The sequence below is a fragment of the Arthrobacter sp. Y3223151 genome, assembly GCF_059091125.1.
Map to the genome: position 1 here is coordinate 1 of NZ_JBNHGI010000011.1, position 22,076 is coordinate 22,076.

At 67.4% G+C, this 22,076-nt stretch carries 25 protein-coding genes; 16 read left to right on the forward strand and 9 right to left on the reverse strand.

All coding sequences use genetic code 11. From position 1 onward, the window contains the following. Positions 1-231: 231 nt before the first annotated feature. From AC5RUP_RS13815 to AC5RUP_RS13865, 11 genes are all read left to right on the forward strand, one after another. On the forward strand, positions 232-1,119 hold the full coding sequence (locus AC5RUP_RS13815) for a VOC family protein (protein WP_494091222.1): 888 nt from the start codon (positions 232-234) through the stop codon (positions 1,117-1,119). 69 nt (positions 1,120-1,188) lie between these two features. Further along, positions 1,189-1,674, forward strand: a complete 486-nt coding sequence (locus AC5RUP_RS13820) for a hypothetical protein (RefSeq protein WP_494131690.1) — start codon at positions 1,189-1,191, stop codon at positions 1,672-1,674. Positions 1,675-1,903: 229 nt separating this feature from the next. After that, complete coding sequence (gene rpsP, locus AC5RUP_RS13825; RefSeq protein WP_494067028.1) at positions 1,904-2,332, forward strand: 30S ribosomal protein S16; 429 nt, start codon at positions 1,904-1,906, stop codon at positions 2,330-2,332. Then, positions 2,332-2,571, forward strand: a complete 240-nt coding sequence (locus AC5RUP_RS13830) for an RNA-binding protein (RefSeq protein ID WP_494154845.1) — start codon at positions 2,332-2,334, stop codon at positions 2,569-2,571. Before rpsP ends, AC5RUP_RS13830 begins: the two co-directional genes overlap by 1 nt. A gap of 110 nt (positions 2,572-2,681) precedes the next feature. After that, positions 2,682-3,230, forward strand: a complete 549-nt coding sequence (rimM, locus tag AC5RUP_RS13835; protein ID WP_494154844.1) for a ribosome maturation factor RimM — start codon at positions 2,682-2,684, stop codon at positions 3,228-3,230. Beyond that, positions 3,231-4,100 carry a tRNA (guanosine(37)-N1)-methyltransferase TrmD gene (gene trmD / locus AC5RUP_RS13840; RefSeq protein WP_494158663.1) on the forward strand — a complete coding sequence of 290 codons (870 nt, stop codon included), beginning with the start codon at positions 3,231-3,233 and terminating at the stop codon, positions 4,098-4,100. A gap of 233 nt (positions 4,101-4,333) precedes the next feature. Beyond that, the gene (gene rplS / locus AC5RUP_RS13845; protein ID WP_493941266.1) at positions 4,334-4,693 is read left to right on the forward strand and encodes a 50S ribosomal protein L19; all 360 of its coding nucleotides are present in this window, start codon (positions 4,334-4,336) and stop codon (positions 4,691-4,693) included. Positions 4,694-4,806: 113 nt separating this feature from the next. After that, positions 4,807-5,436, forward strand: coding sequence for a signal peptidase I (gene lepB / locus AC5RUP_RS13850; RefSeq protein ID WP_494154896.1), 630 nt, complete (start codon positions 4,807-4,809; stop codon positions 5,434-5,436). 5 nt (positions 5,437-5,441) lie between these two features. After that, positions 5,442-6,263, forward strand: a complete 822-nt coding sequence (gene lepB, locus AC5RUP_RS13855; protein WP_494154895.1) for a signal peptidase I — start codon at positions 5,442-5,444, stop codon at positions 6,261-6,263. Beyond that, the gene (gene rnhB / locus AC5RUP_RS13860) at positions 6,260-6,958 is read left to right on the forward strand and encodes a ribonuclease HII (RefSeq protein WP_494067023.1); all 699 of its coding nucleotides are present in this window, start codon (positions 6,260-6,262) and stop codon (positions 6,956-6,958) included. The genes lepB (AC5RUP_RS13855) and rnhB overlap by 4 nt, the downstream gene beginning before the upstream one ends. Before the next feature lie 33 nt (positions 6,959-6,991). Beyond that, the gene (locus tag AC5RUP_RS13865) at positions 6,992-7,315 is read left to right on the forward strand and encodes a DUF2469 domain-containing protein (protein WP_493999960.1); all 324 of its coding nucleotides are present in this window, start codon (positions 6,992-6,994) and stop codon (positions 7,313-7,315) included. 4 nt (positions 7,316-7,319) lie between these two features. On the opposite strand, the gene AC5RUP_RS13870 is transcribed toward AC5RUP_RS13865, so the two are convergent. From AC5RUP_RS13870 to AC5RUP_RS13905, 8 genes are all read right to left on the reverse strand, one after another. Then, positions 7,320-7,682 (reverse strand): cupin domain-containing protein, encoded by a 363-nt coding sequence (locus tag AC5RUP_RS13870; protein WP_494091229.1) that lies wholly within the window; start codon positions 7,680-7,682, stop codon positions 7,320-7,322. A 73-nt stretch (positions 7,683-7,755) separates the two neighbouring features. After that, on the reverse strand, positions 7,756-9,159 hold the full coding sequence (locus AC5RUP_RS13875; protein WP_494153670.1) for an NAD(P)/FAD-dependent oxidoreductase: 1,404 nt from the start codon (positions 9,157-9,159) through the stop codon (positions 7,756-7,758). An 11-nt stretch (positions 9,160-9,170) separates the two neighbouring features. Next, on the reverse strand, positions 9,171-10,283 hold the full coding sequence (locus tag AC5RUP_RS13880) for an ABC transporter ATP-binding protein (RefSeq protein ID WP_494153671.1): 1,113 nt from the start codon (positions 10,281-10,283) through the stop codon (positions 9,171-9,173). Next, complete coding sequence (locus tag AC5RUP_RS13885; protein ID WP_494067019.1) at positions 10,273-11,070, reverse strand: ABC transporter permease; 798 nt, start codon at positions 11,068-11,070, stop codon at positions 10,273-10,275. The genes AC5RUP_RS13880 and AC5RUP_RS13885 overlap by 11 nt, the downstream gene beginning before the upstream one ends. Next, entirely contained in the window at positions 11,067-11,996 is a 930-nt protein-coding gene (locus tag AC5RUP_RS13890; protein WP_494153672.1) for an ABC transporter permease, read from the reverse strand. Before AC5RUP_RS13890 ends, AC5RUP_RS13885 begins: the two co-directional genes overlap by 4 nt. Then, positions 11,996-13,117: an ABC transporter substrate-binding protein gene (locus AC5RUP_RS13895; protein WP_494153673.1), complete on the reverse strand. Its 1,122-nt coding sequence runs from the start codon at positions 13,115-13,117 to the stop codon at positions 11,996-11,998. The genes AC5RUP_RS13890 and AC5RUP_RS13895 overlap by 1 nt, the downstream gene beginning before the upstream one ends. A gap of 70 nt (positions 13,118-13,187) precedes the next feature. After that, a complete protein-coding gene (locus AC5RUP_RS13900) occupies positions 13,188-13,751 on the reverse strand; it encodes a helix-turn-helix domain-containing protein (RefSeq protein WP_494153674.1) in 564 nt (187 codons plus the stop codon). Positions 13,752-13,916: 165 nt separating this feature from the next. Then, entirely contained in the window at positions 13,917-14,537 is a 621-nt protein-coding gene (locus tag AC5RUP_RS13905) for a TetR/AcrR family transcriptional regulator (RefSeq protein ID WP_494153675.1), read from the reverse strand. 144 nt (positions 14,538-14,681) lie between these two features. On the opposite strand from AC5RUP_RS13905, the gene AC5RUP_RS13910 reads away from it, so the two are divergent. Beyond that, positions 14,682-17,156, forward strand: a complete 2,475-nt coding sequence (locus AC5RUP_RS13910) for a GcvT family protein (protein WP_494153676.1) — start codon at positions 14,682-14,684, stop codon at positions 17,154-17,156. Positions 17,157-17,222: 66 nt separating this feature from the next. Here the strand turns inward: AC5RUP_RS13910 and AC5RUP_RS13915 are convergent, their stop codons facing one another. Next, positions 17,223-18,371 (reverse strand): NAD(P)/FAD-dependent oxidoreductase, encoded by a 1,149-nt coding sequence (locus tag AC5RUP_RS13915; protein ID WP_494153677.1) that lies wholly within the window; start codon positions 18,369-18,371, stop codon positions 17,223-17,225. 280 nt (positions 18,372-18,651) lie between these two features. Between AC5RUP_RS13915 and AC5RUP_RS13920 the strand changes: the two genes are divergently transcribed. From AC5RUP_RS13920 to AC5RUP_RS13935, 4 genes are all read left to right on the forward strand, one after another. Next, a complete protein-coding gene (locus AC5RUP_RS13920) occupies positions 18,652-18,855 on the forward strand; it encodes an ATP-binding protein (protein ID WP_494153678.1) in 204 nt (67 codons plus the stop codon). Positions 18,856-18,883: 28 nt separating this feature from the next. Further along, positions 18,884-19,621, forward strand: coding sequence for a DUF8548 family protein (locus tag AC5RUP_RS13925; RefSeq protein ID WP_494153679.1), 738 nt, complete (start codon positions 18,884-18,886; stop codon positions 19,619-19,621). 520 nt (positions 19,622-20,141) lie between these two features. Continuing rightward, positions 20,142-20,498 carry a YraN family protein gene (locus AC5RUP_RS13930; protein WP_494153680.1) on the forward strand — a complete coding sequence of 119 codons (357 nt, stop codon included), beginning with the start codon at positions 20,142-20,144 and terminating at the stop codon, positions 20,496-20,498. After that, the gene (locus tag AC5RUP_RS13935) at positions 20,498-22,036 is read left to right on the forward strand and encodes a YifB family Mg chelatase-like AAA ATPase (protein WP_494153681.1); all 1,539 of its coding nucleotides are present in this window, start codon (positions 20,498-20,500) and stop codon (positions 22,034-22,036) included. Before AC5RUP_RS13930 ends, AC5RUP_RS13935 begins: the two co-directional genes overlap by 1 nt. The last annotated feature ends 40 nt before the right edge of the window (positions 22,037-22,076 follow it).

A 22,076-nucleotide genomic window follows, 5' to 3' on the forward strand; every position in this document is an offset into this window, starting at 1 on the left:
TCGCGGCGGTGGGTATCGGCGAAGATGCTGCCGCCCTGCTGTTCCGCGCCGCCGGACGCCGGCCCGCAAACTCCCGGTTCCTGCGGGCCGGCGCGCTGGGGCTGGTGTTGCAGGCCGCCGGAGACGTGGCGCTGGGCAGCTACCTGGCCTACCGGCGCCGCCGCTGACCACGGATACACCGGCACGCGCTCGGACTGGAATAAACATGAAGCTTCAAGTATTGTTAATTGCATGAACATTCAAGTAAACCCCCAGGACCTGCTCTCGGCCGACCTCAGCATGGGCACCGTGATGCTCAAGGTCGGCGACATGAAGAACATGACCAACTACTACCAGCAGGCGCTGGGGCTGGACCCGGTCTCCGAGGGACTCGGCGGGGTTTACCTGGGCCGCGGCACCACGCCGCTGCTCCACCTGGCCCCGGCCAACGGGCTGCAGCTGCCGTCCCGCGGCGAGGCCGGCCTGTTCCACACCGCCTTCCTGTTCGAGAACCAGTCGGACCTGGCCGCCACCGTGGCCACCGCGGCGCAGACCGACCCCTCCCGGTTCGCCGGCAGCGCCGACCACCTGGTCAGCGAGGCGTTCTACTTCACCGACCCGGAGGGCAACGGCATCGAGCTCTACTGGGACCGCCCGCGCGACCAGTGGTCCTGGAACGAGACCGCCGGCGGCAAGGAGGTCCACATGGACAGCCTGGCCCTCAACCCCCAGACCTACCTGCAGAGTCACCTGACCGAGGAGTCGCTCTCCAGCCAGCGCGAGGCCGGCGCCGGAATCGGTCACGTGCACCTGCAGGTCGGCGACACCAACGTCGCCGAGGAGTTCTACGTGAAGACCCTCGGCTTCGAACGCACCGCCGGCTGGCACGGCCAGGCACTGTTCGTCGCCGCCGGCGGCTACCACCACCACATGGCCATGAACGTCTGGAACAGCCGCGGGGCCGGGCCGCGCAAGGACACGCTCGGCCTGGGCGAGGTGCTGATCCACGTGCCGACCGAGGACGAGGTCGGCGCCCTGACCGAACGCCTCACCAGCGCCGGTATCGCCCACCACCACACCGGCGCCGAGCTGCGCTTCGAGGACCCGTGGCGCAACCAGCTGCGCGTCGCCGTCGGCTAAGGCGGAATCCCGCCCGGTGCGGCTAGGCTGAAGAGGTACCACTTGGTCTAGCCGCGGAAGGACCTGCAGATGTCCGGAACCACCGAAATCTTCGTCGCCACCCACGATGCCGCCGTCCGGCGCGCCGCCGAGCTCGAGGCCAGTGTCGACTCCCGCGGGGATACCGACGGGCCGATGACCGAGGTCGGGGATGCGCCCAGCCTCCGCCTCAACGGAGTCACCGACCTGGAGATCGAAATTCTCGGCGGCCTGGCTGCCAAGGCCGTCGGCGCCGCCGGCGGCGAGGCGCTGGACATGGCCGACGTCTCCAGCGACTACCTGATGGTGGCCCCGGATGCCATGGTCCAGTCGCTGGCCGAACTGCTGACCTACACCGACGACGACGGTGCCTCCCTGATTCCGGAGGTCGCCTCGCGGTGGGCGGCCGAAGAGGACATGCCGTTCAGCGGCGCCATCGCCGAAGACAACGTGCGCCGGATAGCACAGCTGGCGTCGCAGGCGGAGCAGGCCGAACGCCAGCAGCTCTACGTCTGGTCCACGACCGCCGAAGCCTGACGTTTCCCGGGGCGGGCGGCCTGAAGTGCCTGCCGCGGAACCGGCGGCAACGCGCCGCCGTCGTCAAGTCGCGCGGATTGGTTCCTGTCTGGCACAATAGACAGGTACTCGATCTGCGCGGCCCCTCTCTCCGCGTGTGTATCTTGTCCTTTGAACCCCAACCATGGCCCGCCCCACGGGAGCAGACATACGGGTTCGCCCATTTTCAGAACCAGGAGTGACCACAACAGTGGCCGTAAAGATTCGCCTTAAGCGCTTCGGTAAGAAGTTCTCTGCCCACTACCGCGTCGTTGTCATGGATGCCCGCGCCAAGCGCGATGGCCGTGCCATCGAAGAGATCGGGCAGTACCACCCGACCGAAGAGCCCTCGTTCATCGAGATCAACTCCGAGCGTGCCCAGTACTGGCTCGGCGTCGGCGCCCAGCCGACCGAGCAGGCCGAAGTTCTGCTCAAGATCACGGGCGACTGGCAGAAGCACAAGGGCATTGAGGGCCAGGAAGGCACCCTCAAGACCAAGGCTGCCAAGGAGGCCTTCGTGGCTCCCGAGAAGGATTCCGTGATCGTCCCCGAGGCCATCACCCCGAAGGCCAAGAAGGAAGAAGCTGCCGAGGCTCCGGCCGAGGAAGCAGCCGCAGACGAAGCCGAAAAGGCTGAGTAATGCTGGCCGAAGCGCTCGATCATCTGGTCCGCGGGATCGTTGACAGTCCTGACGACGTCAAGGTCACGCAGAAGAGCAGCCGCCGCGGTGACATCATCGAGGTGCGTGTTCATCCGGAGGATCTGGGCCGCGTCATCGGCCGCCAGGGCCGCACCGCCCGCGCACTGCGCACCGTGGTGAACGCCTTGGCCGATGACCAGGTCCGCGTGGATGTGGTCGATACCGACCGCCGCCGCTGATCCGGATCGGCGCCTGCCCGGCATCGAGCCGGGCACCCATTCCATAACCTCCGGCCCCTGTACCAGATAATGGTCCAGGGGCCGGACGTTTTTCTTCCAAAGGAGTCTGCATGCAGGTACAAGTTGCCCGGATCGGCAAGCCGCACGGCATCCGGGGCGAGGTCACGGTCCAGGTGCTGACCGACGCTCCCGCCGATCGCTTTGTCCCCGACGTCGAGCTGACCGTGGAGCCGGCCGGCCTGGGGCCGCTGACGGTGCGCAGTGCCCGCTGGAACAAGGACATCCTGCTGCTGGGTTTCCATGAAGTCGCCGACCGCAACGGCGCCGAAGAACTCCGCGGCGCCAGGCTCTTCGTCGACACCGAGGACGTCGAGGACGACGACGACGCCTGGTACGAGCACGAGCTCGTCGGCCTCGACGTGCGCATCGGGGAAGACGTGGTCGGCAAGGTCTCCGGCCTGAACACCATGCCCGCCCAGGACCTGCTGATCGTGGAGGACCTGAACGGCGGGGAAGTCCTCGTGCCGTTCGTCGAGGAGATCGTGCCGGAGGTGGACGTGGAGGCGGGCTATGTCCGGCTCACGCCGCCGGCCGGGCTGTTCGAGCTGAACTCGCCGGATGCGCAGGAGACCCCCGACGACGGCGAGGGGGAGCGCTAGGTGCGCATCGACGTCGTCAGCATCTTCCCGGAGTACCTGGCCGCGCTGGACCTGTCGCTGATCGGCAAGGCGCGCCAGGACGGGTTGCTGCAGTTGCAGGTCCACGACCTGCGCGACTTCACCACCGACCGCCACCGCACCGTCGACGACACCCCGTACGGCGGCGGCGCCGGCATGGTCATGAAGCCCGAACCGTGGGCGCAGGCGCTCGAGTCGGTCGTTGCCGCGGGCTCCGGCGGAGAGCCGCCGGCCCGCCCGGACCCCGTCGCGGACACGGTCCCCGAACCGGCCGCCGCCCGGCCCGTCCTGATCGTCCCGTCCCCGGCCGGCGAGGTCTTCAACCAGGCCCTCGCCTACGAACTGGCCGCCGAGGACCACCTGGTGTTCGCCTGCGGCCGCTACGAAGGCATCGACGAGCGCGTCCTCGACTGGGCGGGCGGGCATTTCCGGGTCCGCCCGGTCAGCCTCGGCGACTACGTGCTCAACGGGGGAGAGGTGGCCGTGCTGGCGATGGTCGAGGCCGTGGGCCGGCTGGTCCCCGGCGTCGTCGGCAACCCCGATTCGCTGGTGGAGGAGTCCCACTCGGATGGGCTGCTGGAGTATCCGGTCTACACCAAACCCTCCGAGTGGCGCGGCCGCGGTATCCCGGACGTGCTGCTCAGCGGCAACCACGCCAAGATTGCCCGGCACCGCCGCGACGAACAGCTGCGCCGCACCGCCGAGCGCCGCCCTGACCTGGTCCTGGCCCTGGATCCGGAGACCCTGGACAAACAGGACCGCGCCACGCTGGCCGGACTCGGCTACACCGTCACGCCCGAGCGGGTCCTGCCGGAATCGGCCCACCCGGAGCTTCAGCCGCGCCGGAATTAGGGCTTGGTCCGCTGCGGAATTAGAGCTTGGGCCCTGCCGTGTGGCAAAATAGAGGATTGTGTCCGCTGGGCACGTTCCTGCCACAGGGGGAGCGTCGCCAACAGCCGGACTCTCCGGCCGCCGATTCCCGGATGGCCGGTTTCTTGAATTTCGGCAGCGACTGTTGCAGGCATCGCCTGACCGTCCTGCCGTGACCAAAGTGAATGACCTGTGGCGTTCACCAGGAGTGAGAAATGCATATCCTCGACTCTGTTGACGCAGCATCGCTGCGCAGCGACGTTCCCGAGTTCCGCGCCGGCGACACCGTTAAGGTGCACGTGAACATCATCGAAGGCAAGACCGCCCGTATCCAGGTCTTCCAGGGTTTCGTCATGGGCCGCCAGGGCCATGGTGTCCGCGAGACCTTCACCGTCCGCAAGGTTTCCTTCGGCGTGGGCGTGGAGCGTACCTTCCCGGTACACTCCCCGATCATCGACCACATCGAGGTCGTGACCAAGGGCGACGTGCGCCGCGCCAAGCTGTACTACATGCGCAAGCGCCACGGCAAGGCTGCCCGCATCAAGGAGAAGCGCGACTTCGGCACCGCCAAGTAAAGTTGCCCACCGGCAACTTCTTGACCTAACCAGTGCAGCACCTCCCTGGTTTCCCCGAAGCCTCGGGGGAACAACCAAGACGCCGGCCCGGACTTCCGGGCTGGCGTTTTGTGTTGGCCGTCGTCGCCTGCGCCGTGGTGCTCAGCGCCGTCGTGCGCGCCACGCTGCTGGACGTCTACTACATCCCGTCCGGCTCGATGGAGCCGCTGCTGGAGACCGGCGACCGTGTCCTGGTGTCCCGCACCGACTACCACTTCGGCGGGATCCGGCGGGGCGACCTGGTGGTCTTCGACGGGCGGGGCTCGTTCGCGCCCTTCAACAGCGGCAGGTCCCCGTTCGTGGACGCCGCGCAGCAGGCCGGCCAGTGGCTGGGCATCGCCGGCAGCGACACCATCTACGTGAAGCGCGTGATCGGCCTGCCGGGCGACTCGGTCGAGTGCTGCGGCCCGGATGGGCGGCTGCTGGCCAACGGCGAGCCGATCGAGGAGGATTACCTCTTTCCCGGCGACGCGCCCAGCGAGGTGGAGTTCTCGGTCCAGGTGCCCAAGGATAGATTGTGGCTGATGGGGGACCACCGGTCGGCCTCGGCCGATTCGCGGGCCCTCCTCGGCGCGCCGGGCGGCGGCATGGTCCCCGTCGAGCGCGTCCTTGGCCGCCCGCTGAGCATCATCTGGCCGCTCGACCGGGTGTCCGGGCTGGACCGGATACAGTTGGATGCCCAGCCAGCGGAGAATCGAGGATAGTGAGTATGGACCAGGACCCGAAGGACACTGGCGGGTATCAGCCGGATGCCTCCGGGCCGCGAAAGCGCGAACGCCAGCGCGAACGGCAGAGCGACCGCAAGAGCGCCGGCCGGAACTCCCTGTTGTCGTGGCTGAAGGAGATCGCCACGATCGTCGCGGTCGCCGTCGTCCTTTCGTTCCTGATCAAGACCTTCCTCTTCCGCGCCTTCTTCATCCCGTCCACCTCCATGGAGGACACGCTCGAGGTCGACGACCGGATCTTCGTGAACCTGCTGGTCCCGCAGCCGTTTGAGCTCAGCCGCGGCGACGTGGTGGTTTTCCAGGACGAGCTCAACTGGCTGCCGCCGAACGGGGTGGAGGAAGGCAACTGGTTCCAGCAGATCCTCACCTTCGTCGGGCTGATGCCGGATGCGTCGCAGCAGCACCTGGTCAAGCGCGTTATTGGCCTCGGCGGTGACCAGGTGGTTTGTTGCGACGCCGACGGCCGCATCTCGGTCAACGGGGAGCCGCTGGACGAGGATCCCTACCTGGCCCCGGGCTCGGACAACACCCGGATTCCCTTCGACGTGACGGTGCCCGAGGGTAAAATCTGGGTCATGGGCGATAACCGGAACCATTCCGCGGACTCGCGCGAACACCAGGACGAGGCGTCGAGGGGCTTCGTGGACCTCGAGTCCGTCGAGGGCAAGGCCAGCGTCATCGCCTGGCCGCTGGACCGGCTGGGCTTCCTGGGCAATTACCCCGAGGTCTTCGACGGCGTCCCGGAACCGTCCGAAGCCTCCGGCAGCGGGAAGCCGGCCCTGGCCCGGCGGGACGGGACACCGTGACCGGCAGGAACCCCACGCTACGCTTCGAGCGGTCCTTCGCAGAGGCGGGACACCGGCTGGTAGCCGGCGCGGACGAAGTGGGCCGCGGGGCCCTGGCCGGACCGGTCAGCGTAGGGATGGTGGCCATCGACGCGACCTCGGCCAAGCAAATCCGCGGCGTCCGCGACAGCAAACTGCTCAGCCCGGCGGACCGGGTGGCCCTGGTGCCCAAGATCCACAAGTGGGCGACGGCCTACGGTGTGGGGCATGCTAGCGCGGCCGAAATCGATGCGCTGGGCCTGATGGCGGCCCTGCGGCTGGCCGGCGCGCGGGCCTGGGGCCAGGTGCTGGCCACCGCGCGCCCGGACATCGTGATCCTCGACGGCAACCACGACTGGCTGTCGGCGGGGGAGCCGTCGCTTTTCGACGACGTCGCGCAGCCCGGCTGCGACGCGCCGGTCCGGACCAGGATCAAGGCGGACCTGCAGTGCCTCAGCGTGGCCGCGGCCAGCGTGCTGGCGAAGGTGGAGCGCGACGCGATGATGACCGGCTACGCCGCGGACTATCCGGACTACGCCTGGGACATCAACAAGGGCTACGCCACCGCCGCGCACCGCGCCGCCCTGCAGGGCATCGGTCCCTCGGAGCTGCACCGCCGAAGCTGGCGGCTGACCCCCGAGGAACCGCTGATGCCCGCCGTCGAACTCGCGGAGTAAACGCCGCGGGGCAATCTGGGGCAGGATGGATACATGAGCGCCGAAGACCTTGAGAACTACGAGACCGACATGGAGCTGCAGCTCTACCGGGAGTACCGCGATGTCGCCGGCCTGTTCAGCTACGTCGTGGAGACCGAGCGCCGCTTCTACCTGGCCAACCACGTGGACCTGCAGGCGCGCTCTGCCGACGGCGAGATCTACTTCGACCTGACCCTGCAGGACGCATGGGTGTGGGACGTCTACCGTTCCGCCCGGTTCGTGAAATCCGTCCGCGTGATCACGTTCAAGGACGTCAACGTCGAGGAACTGGCCAAGAACGACGACCTCACCCTGCCCAAGGGCGGGCTCGGCGGCTGACCGGCTACTGGCCGCCGACCCCGTCCAAGGTGATGTAGGTCTTGCGGACGGTGTCGTGGACTTCCCACGTGCCCTTCCAACCGGCGGGCATGACGACGGTGTCGCCGGCGGCCGCTTCCACCGGATTCTGCCCCTCGGCGGTGATGGTTACCCGCCCGGCCAGGATCTGGCAGACCTCGTGGTAGCCGTCCCGCACCGCGGTGAACAAACCGGGGGAGCACTCCCAGATACCCACGTTGAGGCTGTCCGCGCTCCAGAGCTCCCGCGATGCCTCGTGCTGGCCCTTGGTGACCGCCGTGGGCTTGGGCTCGGGTGTTCCCAGCGTGACGTGGGGTGCAGCCGGCAGGTGAATGGTGTCAATGGACATGGTTTATCCTTTCATCAGGCGAGCGCGCTGGTCGGGCGGGCATGGTCGCGCCGCCCGACCAGCGCGGAGTACTTCAGGCGCGGCCGGAGATAAGGTCTGCGGCCTTGGCGATCGGGGAGGTTGAGGTGCGGCCGGAGTTTTCCGACTTGTCCGCGGCGTAGTACGCCGCGTACATGGCCTGGACGGCAATCCAGCGCAGGGGTTCCACTTCCCAAGTGCGCACCCGGCGGTTCACCCACGGCATGGTGGTCAATTCGCTCTCCGTGTCCAGCACCAGGTCGCGCAGGGTGCGGCCGGCCAGGTTTGTCGCGGTCACGCCGGTGCCGACATACCCTCCGGCCCAGCCGATGCCGGTCTCCCGGTCCAGCCCGACGGTGGCCTTCCAGTCGCGCGGCACGCCCAGCACACCGGCCCAGGCATGGTCGATCCGTGCACCGCGGGTGGCCGGGAACATGTCGTGCAGGATCGCGGCCAGATTCTGGATGGTCTCGGGCTGGGTGGCCCCGTCCGTGTCCGTCTTGGAGCCAAACCGGTAGGGCACGCCGCGCCCGCCGAGCGCAATCCGGTTATCGGCCGTGCGCTGGGCGTACATGTAGGCGTGCGCCATGTCGCCCACGGTGTCGAACTCATTCCACCCGATCGCCGCCCAGACGTCGTCGCCGAGGGGCTCGGTGGCGATCATCGACGAATTCATCGGCAGCCATTCGCGGTGCGAGCCCTTCAGGTTCGCGGTGAAGCCCTCCGTCGCCCGCAGAATGTACTCGGCCCGGACGTCACCCTTCTCCGTCCGCGCCAGCCGGGGGCTGATCTCGGTGACGGTGGTGTCCTCGTAGATGCGCACGCCCAAGGCTTCCACCCTCTCCGCCAGGCCGCGCACCAGCTTGGACGGGTGGATCCGGGCGCAGTGCGGCTGGTGGACGGCGCCAAGCGTGCCGGCAATCCGGACCCGCTCGTTGCTTTCCGCCGCGCTCAGCAGGCGGACGCCGGCCTCGGGCCACTCGGCCTCGGCTGCGGCCAGGGCCTTGAGCCGTTCCAGCTGGGCCTGGTTGCGGGCCACATTCAGCTCGCCGCCCTTGCGGACACCGGCGTCGATGCCCTCCGCGCCGGCGACCGCGATGACCTCGTCCACCGTCTCGTTCAGCAGCGTCTGGAACCGGCCCACCAGCGCACGGCCGTGCGCCTTGACGTACTGGCCGCGGCCGCCGGTGATGCTGTTGGTCAACCAGCCGCCGTTGCGGCCCGAGGCGCCGAAGCCGGCGAAGCGGCTCTCGAGCACGACGATGTCCAGCTCCGGCCGGGCCTTCTTGAGGTAGTACGCCGTCCACAGCCCGGTATAGCCGGCGCCGACGATGGCGACATCGGCCGTCGTGTCGCCGGCCAGGGCCGGCCGGGGCGCGGGCAGCCCGTCCTCAGCAAACCAGAAGGAAACGTTGCCGTTGACCGTCGAGGCCGTCTCGTTGATCATTTTTTTGCTCATGGTGGGGTTTCCTAGGTCGTGGAGACGAGGTCGGAGTCTTCGAGCAGCACGCCGTCCCGGGCGGACCAGTAGACGACGGCATCGTCTCCGGGCCGCAGGCCGTTGCTTTCGGACAGGGGGGTGCGGACGATGCCGGTTGAGCCGTCGGGCAGCTGCAGTTCGTACTTGTGGCCGGAGCCCAGATAGATGTTCTGGACCACCTTGACCGGGACGGTGACGGCGCCGCCGGGGGCTTCCTCTGCCTTCGGCGCGACGCGCAGCTGCTCGGGCCGCAGGACCAGGGCGCCCTTGCCGGAGACGCTCCGGCCGGCGGGGCCGCGGAGCGTGGCCCCGTGGAAGTCCATAGACCACTCCGGGCCGGCCGTATCGACGTCGGCACGGAAGATGGTGGACTCGCCCATGAACTTGGCGACGAACAGGCTGGAGGGGCGCTCGTAGAGCTCGGCGCTCGTACCGACCTGCTCGATCCTGCCGTTGTTGAAGATGGCGATGCGGTCGCTGAGGATCAGGGCTTCTTCCTGGTCATGGGTGACGAAGACGAAGGTGCGGCCGACTTCCTGGTGGATCCGCTTGATCTCCAGTTGCAGCTTCTCGCGCAGGTTCTTGTCCAGCGCGCCCAGCGGCTCGTCCATGAGCAGCGCCCGGGGGTTGAAGACCATGGCGCGGGCGAAGGCGACGCGCTGCTGTTGGCCGCCGGAGAGTTCGCGCGGGTAGCGGTCCTCATAGCCGGACAGGCCGACGGTCTTGAGTGCCTCGGCAATCAGCGTTTGCTGTTCGGACTTGGGGGTCTTGCGCTGCTGCAGCGGAAACGCGATGTTCTCGGCGACGCTCATGTGCGGGAACAGGGCGTAGTGCTGGAAAACGACGCCGAGCCCGCGCTTGTGCGCCGGCACGTTGTCCACGCGCTGGCCGTCGATTTCGATCGAGCCGCTGGTCAGGTCCGTGAAGCCGGCCACGAGGTTCAGCGTGGTCGTCTTGCCGCTGCCGGACGGGCCGAGCAGGGTGATGAATTCACCCGGCTCGATGCTCAGCGAGACGTCGTCCACGGCGGTGGATTTGGCATAGCGCTTGGTGACATTCTGGATGTCGATCCGGGTGCCGGCCCCGGTGAGCTTACTGGACACGTTTCCTCCTACGCATACTGAGCAGCCCGACGGCAATGATGATTGTCGTCAAGAGCATGATCAAGGTTGCTGCGGCCGCGATGGTTGGGTCCGTGTCCCTGGTGACGGACGAATACATCTTGACGGGCAGCGTTTCCAGGTACGGACTTTTAATGAAGATGGACAGCACGACCTCGTCGAACGAGGTCACGAAGGCGAAGAGCGCGCCCGATACGACGCCGGGCAGGATGGACGGCAGGATGACCCTCAGGAACGTGGACCACCGGTTCGCGCCCAGGCTGGCGGCCGCCGTCGCCAGCCGCTGATCGAAACCGCTGAGGGCCGCCGTGACGGAGACCACCACGAACGGCACGGCCAGGACCGTGTGGGCGAGCACGAAGCCGGTCAGGGTGCCCAGCATCTGCAGCCGCAGGAAGATCGCGTAGACGCCGATGGCGAGGATGATCGCCGGCACCACGATCGGGGCCAGCAGCAGTGCCTGCAGCGTCTTGGCGGCCCGGCGCCGGACGAACTTCTGCAGGCCCATCGACGCCGCGGTGCCGATGACGGTCGCCGCGACGGCAACGATGACGGCGATCAGTATTGAATTGCCGAGGGCGGACATCCACGCCCGGTCGGTGAAGAAATTCTCATACCAGCGCAGCGACCAGCCCGACGGCGGGAAACTCAGCGAGGCCTTGTCCGTAAAACTGAGCGGGATGACGATCGAGGTCGGCGCGATCAAGATGGCGGCCACCAGGCCCGCATAGACCAGCAGCAGGGACCGGGTCAGCACGGAATGTTTCACAGCAGTCCTCCTTCGTCACCGGCGGCACGTTTGCTCTTGCGCAGCAGCAGCGCCAACAGGCCCAGCAGCAGCAGCGTGGCAAGAAGCAGGATGACGCCCAGTACGCTGCCGCGACCCCACTGGAGCTGGCCATTGACCTGCACGTAGATGTATTGCGAGATCAGCATCTCGGACGGCGAACCGAGCAGCGCCGGGGTGATGTAGAAGCCGAGCGCCTGGATGAAGACCAGCAGGGAGCCGGACACCACGCCGGGCATGGCCAGCGGCATGAAGATCCGGGTGAAGGAGACGAAGGGCGCGGCGCCCAGGCTGCTGGAGGCCTGCAGCAGCCGCAGGTCCACGTTCCGCATCGACGCATACAGCGGCAGCACCATGAACGGCAGCAGCACCTGGACCATGCCGATCAGGACGCCGGTGGTGTTGCGGATCAGCTCGAACGGCCCCAGCCCCAGGAACCCGAGCATGCCGTTGATCAGGCCGTTGTCCTGCAGCAGGATGATCCACGCGAAGCTGCGGATCATCAGCGACGTCCAGAACGGTATGAGGACAATGACCACCAGCGCGGCGCGCACCTTCGGGCCCGAAATCACCATGAAGTACGCATACGGGTAAGCCAGCACCAGGCAGATGGCCGCGGACAGCAGCGCGACCCACAGGGTCCGGCCGAGCACGGCCCAGTTGCCGGCGTTGGCGGCAAACCACTCGTAGTTCTGCGTGCCGGGCACGGGGTCCGCCACGCTGCGCCACATGGCCTCGGCCAGCGGATAGGCGAACACGCCGGCCATCAGCGCCAGCGCCGGGAGCAACAACAACAGCGGACTCAGCCGCGGGCGCCTTCCGGCCGCCGGGGCCGCGCCGGCCTCGCCATTCCCCGTCCGGCCGGCCGGGTCTGCCGGCCGGACGGGGTCTTTGACTGCATTGCTCATTAGGAGACCCAGGCCGTCCAGCGTTCCAGGGTCGCGGCGTAGTTCTCGCCCCACCATGCGAAGTCGGAGACCAGGACCTTGTCGGCGATCTCCGGCTCGGTGATCAGGAACTTCTTGCCGTTTTCATTCACCGCCGGCTTGGCGTCCACGTGGACCGGGGAATACGAGGTTTCCTCCGTGAGCTTCTCCTGCTGTTCCTTGCCGAGCGCGTAGTTGATCAGGGCCATCGAGGCCTTCGGGTTCTTCGCGTTCGTGGGAACGGCCAGGACATCCATGACCACGACGCCGGTCTCCCAGACCGGCTCGAACGGGGCGCCGTTTTCCACGGCTCCGTAGGCGCGGCCGGACCAGATCAGGGCCATGTCCACTTCCTCGGCCTCAAGCATCTGCTGCGACTGGGCGCCCGTGGTCCAATACACGAGGCTGTCCTTGATGGTGTCCACCTTCTTCAGCGCCCGCTCGACGTCGAGCGGGTACAGGTCTTCCTCGGCCACGCCGTCGGCGATCAGGGCGCCCTCCAGAAGGCCGCCTCCGACGTCGGCGCCCTGGACGGCCCGCTTGCCGGGAAACTTTTCGGTATCGAAGAAATCGGCCCAGCTTTGCGGTGCGTTGCTGAACTTTTCGGTGTTGTACACCATGACCGTGGCGTACTGCATGGCGGGCACGTAGCAGTCGCTGGTCAGGCCCTCCGGGACGTTGGACGTGTCGATGATCGAGAAGTCCAGCTTCTGCAGGAGCTTCCCGCACTGTCCGGCCGCCCAGTTCGAATCGGTGTCGACGACGTCCCACGTCACGTTGTTCGACTCCACCTGTGCCTGGATTTTTGCGTACTCCATGGGGCCATCGGACAAGATGTTCGCCCCGGACTCCTCGGCGAACGGCGTCACTGCCGCCGCCATCTGTCCGTCCTGGTACAGCCCGCCGTACGAGGCAAAGGTCATGTTCAGGCCGTCCAAGGCGCCGGGCTTGACCGTGCCGGCCTCCGCGGGACCGGTGCCCAGGTCGATGTCGGCGGAGGCGGCACTGCCCCCGCCGCCGCAGGCCGACACGAGCAGGGCAACTGCTGCCGCCATTCCGACCGGGACGGCCCGCCGGCGGCGGGATGTGGTAACTGCTGACATTATTTCTCCTCTTTCGTGTGGAACGCTGAGTGCGGAAGCGCCGGCTGTCGAGTCGTCCGGACTGGCTGCCTTAGATGGTCGGAGGGCTGATGATCCACATGACCTCGGACGCGCCGTGGGCCAGGTTCCGAAGGCCGTGCGGCGTGGACGAGAGGTACTCGACGCTGTCACCGCCTTCCAGGACATGGGACTCGCCGGAGAGGCGGACCTCCACCCGCCCCTTCAGGCAGACGAGGACCTCCTGCGCATTTCCGTGGGCGTACAGCTCCTCGCCGGTCCCGCCGTGCATGTCGAGCTCGCCGGTGTAGACCTCCAGATTCCGCTGCGGGGAGCCGGTGAGCAGGTATTTGTTGAGGCCGTCGCCGGCATGGAAAACAGGCCGGTCGGCCTTGCGCAGTACCCGGCCCTCGGGCCTGGTGCCGTCGATCAGCTCCGCCGTCGTCGTTCCGAGGGCTTCCGCGATTTTCTTGAGCGTGGCGACGCTGGCGTTCGAGTGCGCGTTTTCCAGCTGGCTCAGGAAACCCGAGCTGACGCCGGTCAGCTGAGCCAGGCTGCGCAGCGAGATGCTTCGCAGTTCCCGGGCCGCACGAATGCGCTGGCCGATCGGCTGCTCGTTATCCGCTGCACCGCTCATCGAACACCTCCTTTAGTCTTCCCTAACGCAGTGATTTATCTCACTTATCACCGTGTTTAGTCGACCTTAGCCCGGGTGTTCAGCCGAAACAAGCGTTTCACCGATCCTTTTGTGAGCCGCGTCTCGGACCGGGCTCCGGAACACCGGTCGGCGTCCCTGGGTCGCTCACTCGCCGAGGTCGGCGCCGAGCTGAAGGCGCGCCGCCGCCAGCAGCAGCGACTCGGTGTAGTCCGGCGTGATTTTGGGGTCCTTCGTGGCCACGGCCATGATCAGGCCGTCGATGAGTGCGACCAGGGTGTCCACGATCTGTTCCACCGGGATCGCGGGGGTGAAGCGGCCGGCGTCCGTGCCTGCGGCAATTGCTTCGGCCAGCGCCTTCCGCCACAGGGTGTTGGTGTGCAGCACAACGGGTTGCACCTCCCCGTGCCTGCTGGCGGCCGCGCAGGATTCCAGCCAGACGGTGCAGTGCTCCGGATCCGTGACCGCGCCGGCGAGGAGCGCCCGGACCTTCGCGGCCGGGTCCTCCTGCCGCAGTGCGGGCAGCTGCCACTCCGTCGCCCTGCGCTCACACGCGGCGACCAGCATGTCGCGGACCACGGCGTCCCGGCTGGGGAAGTAGTGCTGGATCATTCCGATGGAGATCCCGGCTTCCGTGGAGATGTCCCGCAGGCGGATTCCGTCAAATCCGCGGGCTGCCAGCAGGCGTTCCGCCGCCTCGAGGATGAGCATGCGCCGCGGCTGATCCTCGAGGGGCAGCGCCGGGCCCGGGGCGGCAACGGGGCTCATGTTTTCCCTTCGATGTGCTGTGATACCGTTCACAATAATTCATTATTAACGCGAAGGACAGCGGGCCGGGAGCCCCATCCACCGCGGGCCCCGGTGGCCGCGCGGCGGGCCCGTGACCTGCCGCCAACAGAAGCGAGGAAACCCATGGACCGGCTCGTAGACCGCACCATCAGCGCGTCCGCCTTCACCGCAGAGGCCCGCGGGCCGCTGCCCGCCCGGGCGCGCACCGTCGTCGTGGGCGGGGGAATCATCGGGGCCAGCATTGCGTATCACCTGGCGGCCTCGGGGGAGACGGACGTCCTCCTGCTCGAAGCCAACGTCCTGGGCAGCGGCACCACGTGGCACGCGGCAGGCCTGGTGACCGGCGGGAGGACGACGACGGCGATGACCAAGCTGGCCAAATACGGCCTCGAGACCTACGGCACGCTCGAAGAACGCTCCGGGCTCGACGTCTCGTTCCAGCCATCCGGCTCGGTGATGGTGGCGCGGACCACGGGCCGGGTGGATGAGATGCACTACGCCTGCGACGTGGCCCGCCACAACGGCACCGAGGCGGAGATCCTGGATGCGGCCGGGCTGGGCCGGCTGTGGCCGCTGGCCCGGACCGACGGCGTGCTCGGCGCGCTCTACCTGCCGGACGACGGGCACATCAACCCCGGCTACGCGGCGCTGTCCTTCGCCAAGCTCGCCCACGGGCTCGGCGCCGCCCTGCGCGAAAACGTGTCCGTCACCGGCATCCGCCACAGCCGGGGCGGGGTGACGGGCGTCGTCACGGATCAGGGGACCATAGAGGCCGAACGGGTGATCCTCGCCTGCGGGCTGTGGACGCGCGACCTGGCAGCGACCGCCGGGGCGCACGTGCCGCTGTATGCCGCCGAGCACGTGCACGTGCGGACCGGGGAGATCGACGGCGCCGTGCCTGAGCTGCCGGTCTTCCGGGACCTGGATAACAGCTATTACATCCGGCACGAGTCGGGGCGGCTGCTGGTCGGTGCCTTCGAGCCGGACGGGTTGCCGCGGCCCGTCAGCGGGATCGGCACGGGCGGTTTCGCGGAGTTTGAGCCCGACTGGGAACATTTCGCGACAATCCGCGGCAAGGCCGAGGCGGCGGTGCCGGCACTGGCGCGGAGCCGGTACGACCGGTTCCTTAACGCCCCGGAAAGCTTCACCCCCGATTCCAACTTCGTCCTCGGGGAGACATCCGAGGTGCGCAACCTCTTTGTGGCGGCCGGCTTCAACTCCCAGGGCATCATTTTCGCCCCCGGCGCGGGCCGGGAACTGGCCGAGTGGGTGTTCTCCGGATCGCCCGGCTTCGATGCGGCCGCGGTGGACGTGCAGCGGTTCTCGCGGCACCAGAGCAACCGGCGCTACCTCCATGCCCGGACCCGGGAGGGGCTGGGACGCCTCTACGCCATGCACTGGCCGCAGCTGCAGCCGGCCACGGCCCGGAACGTGCGGCGCTCGCCGCTGCACGTCCGGCTCGCCGAACTCGGCGCCTGCTTCGGGGAGCTCAACGGCTGGGAACGGGCCAACTGGTACGGCGACCCCGGGACCGCGCCGCAGTATGAGTACAGCTACGGCCGGCAGAACTGGTTCGACCGCGTCGGCGGGGAGCACCGTGGCGCACGGGAAGGGGTGGTGTTGTTCGACCTGAGCTCCTTCGCGAAGATCGAAGTGGCAGGTCCGGACGCGCTGGCGGTCTGTCAGCAGGCCTGCACGGCGGACGTCGACGTCCGCGTCGGCAAGGCCGTCTACACCCTGATGCTCAACGAGGCCGGGGGGATCGAGCTGGACGGCACCGTCACCAGGCTGGCGGAAGACCGGTTCCTCGTGGTGACGCCCGCCTTCAGCCAGGACAAGACGCTGGGGTACCTGCGGCGGCTGGCGCAGGGCAAGGCGGCCGCGGTCTTCGATGCGACGGCCGGCCTGGCGACGATCGGCGTCATGGGACCGAAGAGCCGGGAACTGCTCCGTCGGGTTTCGCCCGCGGACTGGTCGGACGAGGCCCAGGCCTACACCGAGGGGCGGACCGTGGAGGTTGCGGACGGTTTCGCCTACGCCCTGCGGGTGAGCTTTGTCGGCGAACTCGGCTACGAGCTGTACCCGGGCGCGGACACGGCCCTCAACGTGTTCGACGCGTTGTGGGAGGCCGGCCAGGACCTCGGCGTACGGCTGGCCGGCTACCACGCCCTCGACTCGTTGCGCAGCGAGAAGGGTTTCCGCCATCTCGGGCATGACATCGGGCCCGCCGACGACCCGTACTCGGCAGGACTCGGCTTCACCGTGGCGCTGGACAAGCCGGGCGGCTTCGTGGGCCGGGACGCGGTGGCGAAGCTGGATCCGGCGGCGCCCGCGTACCGGACCGTGTATGTGGCGCTGGAGGACCCGGAGCCGTTGTTCGTGCACGACGAGACCGTGTTCTGCGACGGCGTGCCGGTGGGCCGCATGACCAGCGGCAGCTACGGCTACACGCTGGGACGCGCCGTCGGGCTCGCCTCGGTCGCCGCGGACGCGGACCTCTCCGGGAGGTTCACGGTCGAATGCAGGGGCCGGCTCGTCGCGGCCACGGTCTCACGTCGCCCGTTCTACGATCCGAAAGGGGAGCGGCTGCGCGGTTAGCAGCCGGCTTGCCGGTCGAGGCATGACCTGCTCGACCGAGTGTGCCGCGGTGTTCCGACCGCCCGGTCAGCGGCCCAGCGCGGTCGGAACACCCCAGTCGGCGCTATCCGCGCCCTCGAAGCGGCCCAACCGAAAGGGGCGGATGTCAGCCTCGGGCTGCTTGTCCTCGGCCAGGTCGGCGACAATGATGCCCATCAGCGCCGAGTACTTGAAGCCCTCGCCGGCATCCCCACAGGCAACGACGACGCCGGGGATCGGCGAATCGACGACGAACCTGCCGTCGGGGGTATCGGTCCACACGCAGACCTGTGCATCGAGCACATCAGGGTGCAGCGACAACAGGTCGCGGCGCACCCGTTCGCAGATGATGCGGGTGCGCACCTCATCCGGGGACCTGTCCACGTCCCCCTCGGTGTAGTGCCGCAGCGGACTGTCCAGGCCGACCTTGTAGCCTGTGCCGGGGCTGCTCATGGCGTAGATGCCGGGCGCTTCATCCGTGGGGCCGTCGAAGAAGCAGGGGTAGTCGTCGGTGGCGCCCCGCCGTCGCGCGTCGCCGAAGTGGACCACCTGCTCCAGGTACGGCCGAAGCGGCGCGGGCAACCCAAGCTGTGCGAGCAAGGCGCCGCTCCCCGGACCGGCCGCAACCACCAACACGTCCGCATCGACGCGCCTGCTGTCGGAGAGGGAAGCGCTGACGGTTCCCGAAGCTGCCGAAACCTCCGAGACCGTTACCCCGTGCAGGAAGGTGCCGCCGGCCGCGGAGAACAGCCGAAACTGCGCCTGCAGGCTCACGTCGGCCAGCACCACGCCGGCGTCCCGCTGCCAGACGGCGTCCCGGCCGTCCGGCCTCAAGCCGGGCAGGAACTCTGCAACGTTGTTCGCGTAGACCTCCTCGAAGGGCACCTCTTCGGCGAGGAGGGTCGACCGCAGGCGTGGCAGCGACATCGTGTCGCGCCACAGCAGGCCCTTCTGGAGGAAAACGGGTGTCCCTGCCCTGCTCGAGAGCCGCTTCATGGCCTCCAGCCCCAGCCTGGACAGCCGGACCCGGCCGGGATCCGGGTCGGCAATACGCCACATGCGGGTCGGCCCGTACGAGGACGACAGGGGGTTGGATACGCCGAAGCGGTCGATCAGGGTGACCTGATGGCCGCGGCCGGCCAATTCGGCCGCTGCCGGCAATCCCCACGCGCCGGCTCCGACGACAGTTATCCTCACTGCGAGTCCTTCCTGGGCCTGAACCGTTCCTGTACCTTGCAGCATGCCGGCCCCCGCATCCCGCGACGAGAGGCTGAACCGGTTGCTGATAGGGAGCGCAGGCCAGGGCGTGCTGCGCATCACTTCTTCAGGGTAACGGAGGCTGCGGCCCCGCCCTGTGCAGGCTGCGGTGACGCGCCCACTGATGCTCCGCTTGGCGGTCCGCCCTGACTGCCGAACGTGACCGCGTGTCGAAGCGGACAGCGCAATCATCTGCTGCTCGTTGTCCGCCGATGCAGGAATGAGGATGCTCGCTGACCGGCTGCTGGGAATCCTGCCTGACCACCCGGATTACCAGGTCACGGAAGTTACCGCTAAACATTCCCTCAGCGCCACAACGGTGCCGCTAACGGAACTGGTCAGGCGTCCGCCGTATGAGAGTCCGCACCACGCGGCCACTGCCGTCTCGAACACGGCGGGTGCCTACCGCGTCCTTAAGCGATGACTACAGCGCCCGTTGCTACAGTTCCCATATGACGTATACCCTCAGCGCTGAAGCTGACATTCTGGCCGAAAAGTGCCGCGAACTCTTCGACGACGAGGCCCGGTGGATTACTGCCGATGGTTATTTGGACAGCCTTGCCCTCGCCATCATTGATTCGATCTACTCGACTAATTCGCACTACCAAAGCGTCATAAACGTCGTTAAAAAGTATGTGGCTTACAGGGAAGCCCAAGGCGCTGATGCTTACCACGATGGGGCTAGTGAGCTGCTGCAGACCTTCGAGGAGTTAGGCGGAAGCAGCGCTTGGGCGGCCATGGTGAAGAACCACAAGCCAGCGCATACGAAGGCGGACGCACTGCTTAAGGCGGAAGTCATCCGCCAGGCGGCCGAGATGCTGAGGTCCTTGGGTATCACGACCAGAGCAAAGCTGCATGAAGAGGCAGCCAAGGACGAGTCGCTCGAACGGGTAAAGAAGGCGTGGTTGAAGCTTCCAAGCCAATCGTCTGGCGTCACTTTTAACTACCTGCTGATTCTTTCCGGATTCCAGTCTGTGAAACCGGACCGCAGGATCATCAGCTTCGTGGAGGAACATACCGGCTTAGTCGGCAAGGGTCTGACTCCGATGCAGGCAGCAGAGTTGATCAAGGAAGCCGCTCTTCGATACCCCACCGAGCCGCGACGACTCGATCATGTCATCTGGCGGCATATGTCGCGAAGGGACATATTCCTCGCTGATGAGCTTGCCTCTCCCGCAATCGTCGATTGATTAGAAAACCTCCAACTCACGGTGCAGCCCTGCTTTTGACCTTCATACTTACTTCGTTGCGTTAGGTGGACTGTCGTGGAGCCTATGGGCTAGGACAGCGACTAGTCTCACGATCTTCCCTGTTCAGGCCGTCTGATTTCATACCCCCTCAGTCAATAGCCGTTCCTTGACGCTCTCAGGTCCTTAAAACAGACATCCTCCTCTTCATGCCCATCTATATGTTCCGCTGCCTCATTTGTGATCCCAATGTCGCCACTACGGCTTGCCATCCACCCACGGCTTCCGTCTGCCGTGGAACACGCACATGAGCTGCGCCGTTCACGTACTCCTAGATTAAGGATGAAGGCCCTTGTCTAGGTGAATCGTAGATCCCGCCGTTCATGCCCCGCTTGTCCGGCCCCGGCGACGGTTGGACAGGCCGATCCGCCTCGCCCTGCACAGGCTGCCGGCCGGGGCGGGCTGTCCACATCCCGGGGTCTCGCGAAGCTTCCACCTGCTGCCCGCCACCACGCTGGAGGGCATGAGAGCGAAAGACGAACTGGGCCGACGCGGTGAGGAGATGGCTGCGTCCTATCTTTCCGGCGCCGGCCAGCGTGTCATCGACCGAAACTGGCGCAGCCCCGACGGCGAACTGGACATCGTCTCCGTGGACGGGGCGACCATCGTGGTCTCCGAGGTCAAGACCCGGCGCAGCACCGACTACGGCCACCCCTTTGAAGCCATCAACGACGCGAAGGTCCGCCGTCTCCACTCCCTGGGGCACCAGTGGCTGCTCGACCACGGCATGACCGGTACGGCGATGAGGGTGGACGCCGTCGCGGTGCTCTACGGACAGGCGCGTTGGCCTGTGATCGAGTACCTGAAGGACGTCGGCTGATGGGACTCGGACGGACGTTCTCGGTGGCGCTGGTGGGGCTGAACGGGCATATCGTCGAGGTAGAAGCGGACATCGGCCAAACCCTCCCGGCTTTTATTCTTCTGGGGCTGCCGGACGCGGCCCTGACCGAAGCCAAGGAACGGATCAAGGCCGCTGCGAAGAACGCGGGGGTCCCGCTCAGCAGGCGGAAGATCACCGTCAACCTTGTCCCTGCTTCGCTGCCGAAGAAGGGTTCCGGCTTTGACTTGGCCATCCTGATGGCCTCGCTCCAGGCGGCGGGAGACGTCCGGCCCAGCGGCCGCAACATCTTCCTGGCCGAGCTGGGTCTGGATGGGAGGCTCCGGCCGGTCAGGGGTGTACTGCCGGCGGTGGTGGCGGCCGTCGAAGCCGGGTATCCGCATGTTGTCGTTGCCGACGCCAACGCCGCCGAGGCCGCGCTGGTGCCCGGCGCCCAAGTGCGCAGCTTCGGCAACCTGGTTGAGGTCCTCAGGGCCTTCGGCGCCGACGCGAACCGCCTAAATCTCGCCCCACAAGAGCGGTTGGCCCCGTCCGTGCCGGCCTCAGCTCCTCCGGCACCCGCCCCCGACCTGGCGGACGTGGCCGGGCAGCATGAAGCCCGGGCCGCGCTGGAAGTCGCGGCTGCGGGCGGCCATCATTTGCTGCTCGTCGGCCCGCCCGGTGCCGGCAAGACGATGCTCGCCGAACGGTTGCCGGGCATCCTGCCAGATCTTCCCGACCACCATGCCATGGAGGTCACCGCCATCCACTCCCTGAGTGCCACGGCGGCCCCGCTGACCGAACTGGTACGGCGGCCACCGTACGAGAGCCCGCACCACACGGCAACGGCGGTTTCCATCATCGGGGGCGGCTCCGGCATTCCCCGCCCGGGAGCGGCCTCGCGGGCACACCGCGGGGTGCTCTTCATGGACGAGGCACCCGAATACGACCGGCAGGTGCTCGACGCGTTGCGCCAGCCGCTTGAGAGCGGGCGGCTGGTGGTACACCGGGCGGCGGGCAGCGCAGCCTACCCGGCACGCTTCCAGCTCGTCATGGCTGCGAACCCCTGCCCGTGCGGGCTCTCCGGGGGCAAGGGTTTGGAATGCACCTGCACGCCCGACCAGAGGCGCCGCTACTTTGGCAAGCTCTCCAACCCCTTGACCGACCGCATCGATCTGCAGCTGACTCTGCCACGGCTGACGGTGGGGATGATGGCCGCGGGTGCTCGGCGGGAGGACAGCGCGGCCGTCGCCGCCCGGGTAGCGGTGGCACGGACGGCCCAGCGGGTGAGGCTGCAGCCTTGGGGCATCGGGTTGAACGCGGAGATCAGCGGCGAACTGTTGACCGGGAAGCTGCGACTGCCGGCCGCTATCACCAGGGATTTGGACCGGGCCATGGAATGCGGAGTGCTGACCGGCCGTGGCTACTCGCGTGTCCTGCGCGTTGCGTGGACGCTCGCCGACCTGTCCGGCCTGGACCGACCGGACCGGGACTGCGTCGGTACGGCGCTGGCCTTCCGCCAACAGGTCAAGGCGGCCTGACCATGCCTTCGCCATCTGCGGCCGCCGGCCAGGAGGAGAT